Origin of the sequence: Novosphingobium sp. (assembly GCF_032093395.1) — a bacterium.
Classification (GTDB): Bacteria; Pseudomonadota; Alphaproteobacteria; order Sphingomonadales; family Sphingomonadaceae; genus Novosphingobium.
This window is the reverse complement of sequence record NZ_DAMDBA010000156.1, coordinates 1-3,109: the sequence shown is the minus strand read 5'-3', so window position 1 is coordinate 3,109 and position 3,109 is coordinate 1. Positions and strand designations below refer to the sequence as shown.

The 3,109-nt window shown below is 67.2% G+C and carries 3 protein-coding genes; 1 reads left to right on the top strand and 2 read right to left on the bottom strand.

Going from position 1 to position 3,109, the window contains the following annotated elements; translation table 11 throughout:
* Positions 1 to 115 precede the first annotated feature (115 nt).
* Both RT424_RS24185 and hisC read right to left on the bottom strand, forming a co-directional pair.
* On the bottom strand, positions 116 to 1,036 hold the full coding sequence (locus RT424_RS24185; protein ID WP_313443411.1) for a prephenate/arogenate dehydrogenase family protein: 921 nt from the start codon (positions 1,034 to 1,036) through the stop codon (positions 116 to 118).
* Positions 1,033 to 2,163: a histidinol-phosphate transaminase gene (gene hisC, locus RT424_RS24180; RefSeq protein ID WP_313443409.1), complete on the bottom strand. Its 1,131-nt coding sequence runs from the start codon at positions 2,161 to 2,163 to the stop codon at positions 1,033 to 1,035. The genes RT424_RS24185 and hisC overlap by 4 nt, the downstream gene beginning before the upstream one ends.
* A 258-nt stretch (positions 2,164 to 2,421) precedes the next feature.
* On the opposite strand from hisC, the gene RT424_RS24175 reads away from it, so the two are divergent.
* On the top strand, positions 2,422 to 3,109 hold a 688-nt coding region (locus RT424_RS24175; protein ID WP_313443407.1), incomplete at its 3' end, for a homoserine O-acetyltransferase.

Below are 3,109 nucleotides of genomic sequence, written 5' to 3'. Positions count from 1 at the left end.
AGCCGAGAATGGTGGGCTTTCGTGACCCGGAGCGCAGCGTACTTTATGTACGTGAGCACCGGAAGCGCGAAAGACTGCCGTTCGCAGGCCCGCATGCGCTGAATTCCCACACGCCCTAGCCTGCTTCCTGTTCGTGATCGCCGCGTCCGAAGTCCGGGCGCGAATCGTCCTGGCCTTCCTCGATGATCGAGCGGCGGATCGCGCGGGTGCGGGTGAACTGGTCGAACAGCGCCTGCCCGTCGCCCACGCGGATCGCGCGTTGCAGGGCGGTGAGATCCTCGGTGAAGCGCTGGAGCATCGTGAGCACGGCTTCTTTGTTGGACAGGAACACGTCGCGCCACATCGTCGGGTCGGAAGCGGCGATGCGGGTGAAGTCGCGGAAGCCACCCGCCGAATACTTGATGACTTCGCCTTGCGTCACGTCTTCCAGATCCGAAGCCGTGCCCACGATCGTATAGGCGATGAGGTGCGGTACGTGACTGGTAACGGCGAGCACGAGATCGTGGTGCTCGGGCGTCATGATCTCGACATTGGCGCCGAGCGCCTCCCAGAAGCCGACGAGCTCGCTGAGCTTGACGAGGTCGGTCCGCGCCGCCGGGGTGACGATGCACCAGCGGTTGCGGAACAGGTGCGCGAAGCCCGCGTCGGGGCCCGAATTCTCGGTGCCGGCCACCGGGTGGGCGGGGATCACCATGTGGTCCGGCAGTGCCTCGCCCAGCGCCTTGGAGATCGCCTGCTTGCTGGAACCCACATCGCTGACGAGGGCGTGGGCGGGCAGGGCCGCACGCACCTGTTCGGCGGCGAGGCCCATCACACCCGGCGGCACGCAGAAGATCACGAGATCGGCGTGCTCGACCGCCTCTGCGGGCGTTTCGCAGACCTTGTGGACCAGACCGCGCTCGGCGGCGCGCGTCCGGTGCGCGGGGCTTAGATCGTAGCCGGTGGTTTGCGTGCCGGGCAGGTGCTCCTGCACCGCCAGGCCGATCGAGCCGCCCTGCAGGCCGAGGCCGATGATGGCAACGTTGCCGAAACTCATCGGGCGGCTTCCGCCATTTCGCGCAGGGCCGAGGCGATCACGTCCATGTCCTCGGGCTTGCCGATGGTGATGCGCAGCGCCTGCGGCAGGCCCTGACCCGGCAGCCAGCGGACGATGTAGCCCCGGTCGGCCAGTCCGTCGAAGGCGGTTTCGGCGGTGAGAGTGCCTTCGAACAGCACCAGCACGAAATTCGCCTGGCTCGGCAAGGCGCGCAGGCCGTGGTTGCCGAGCGCATCCAGCTTCTCGACGAAGCGGGCGCGCTCGTCCCGATTGTGGACGCGACTGGCCTCGACGAAAGCCGCGTCGCCCAGCGCCGCCAGGGCCATGGCCTGTCCGGTGCTGGAGACGTTGAACGGCCCGCGAATGCGGTTGAGCGTGGCGACGATCCCCGGCGCGCCGGTGGCCCAGCCGATGCGCTCTCCCGCAAGGCCGAAGATCTTGGAGAAAGTGCGCGTGACCAGCACGTTGTCATGCGCGGCGGCCAGCGCCAGCGAGCCGTCGTCGTCCTCGGGGGCGACATACTCGCCATAAGCCTGGTCCAGCACCAGCAGCACATCGGCGGGAAGACCGGCGTGAAGCCGCGCGATCTCGCCCTTGGGCAGGTAGGAGCCGGTGGGGTTGTTGGGATTGGCGACGAAGACCACGCGGGTCTTGTCCGTCACCAGCGCCAGCAGCGCGTCGACATCGGTGCCGTAGTCGAGATCGGGCGCCACCACCGGCGTCGCGCCGCAGCGTCGCGCGGCGATATCGTACACCGAGAAGCCGTAGCGCACATAGATCACTTCGTCGCCGAGCCCGGCATAACCCTGTGCGGCGAGATTGAGCAGTTCGTCCGAGCCGGTGCCCATCACCACGCGGGCGGCGTCCAGCCCGTGCTTCGCGGCGATCGCCTGGCGCAGCGCGGTGCTGTCGGGGTCGGGATAGAGCGCGGGTACCTGTGCGCGGGCGTCGCGCGCGGCCTGGCTGGTGCCGAGCGGGTTTTCATTGGCCGACAGCTTGATCAGCGGCTTGCCGTCCTTGCCTTTCGACTTGCCCGGCACATAGGCATGGATCGCGTCGATCCACGGCTTGGGCTGCGGGGCGCCAAGGGGCGCAGTCGTCGGGCTGAGGGTCTGGCTATCGGTCATGTCCGGGCGGCCTTAGAGAGTGTTTGGAAAATGCCCAAGAGGGCATTTTAGCGGCACCGGCCCGCGCCCCCACCCGACCTCCCGCAGGATAGTACCGTTGGGTGGTAGGGTGGGGGCGCGGGCCGGTGCCGCGAAATTCGCCTTCAGCGAATTTCCAAACGGGCTCTTAGAGCATTTTCGATCCGGATGGAATCGTCTGGCAAGGGCAGCGGGAACGATTGACAGAGGCACGCCCCCACGCCCACTGATCGACGGGCGATGACGATCACCAACGCCACCAAGATCCTGAGCCTTGCCGAACCGCTGCCGCTCGACGGCGGGCAGAGCCTTCCCGATGCGCGCATCGCCTACGAAACGCATGGCGTGCTCAATGCCGCGAAAGACAACGCGATCCTGATCTGCCACGCGCTGACCGGCGATCACCACGTCGTTTCCGATCATCCCAAAACCGGCAAGCCCGGCTGGTGGGTGCGCATGGTCGGGTCCGGCAAGCCGATCGACACCGATCGCTTCTTCGTGATCTGCGCCAATGTGGTCGGCTCTTGCATGGGATCGACCGGTCCCGCCAGCCTGGCCGCGGACGGCAACCCCTGGGGCATGCGTTTCCCCGTCATCACCATTCGCGACATGGTGCGCGGCCATGTCGCGCTGCTCGACGAATTGGGCATCGAGAGCCTCCATGCCGTGGTCGGCGGATCGATGGGCGGGATGCAGGCGCTCAGCCTGGCCGCCAATTTCCCGGACCGAACCCGCGCGGCGCTGGTGATCGCCTCCACCGCACGCCATTCGGCGCAGAACATCGCCTTCCACGAGGTGGGCCGACAGGCGATCATGGCCGACCCGGAATGGCGCGAGGGGGACTATTACGATCACGGGAAGGGCCCCGAGAAAGGCCTTTCGGTCGCCCGCATGGCCGCGCATATCACCTATCTGTCGGAAGTGGGCC

Bases quoted from the DNA above. Each gene is read 5' to 3' on its own strand.
- RT424_RS24185 (WP_313443411.1), bottom strand. From the start codon at position 1,036: ATGAGTTTCGGCAACGTTGCCATCATCGGCCTCGGCCTGCAGGGCGGC.
- hisC (WP_313443409.1), bottom strand. From the start codon at position 2,163: ATGACCGATAGCCAGACCCTCAGCCCGACGACTGCGCCCCTTGGCGCC.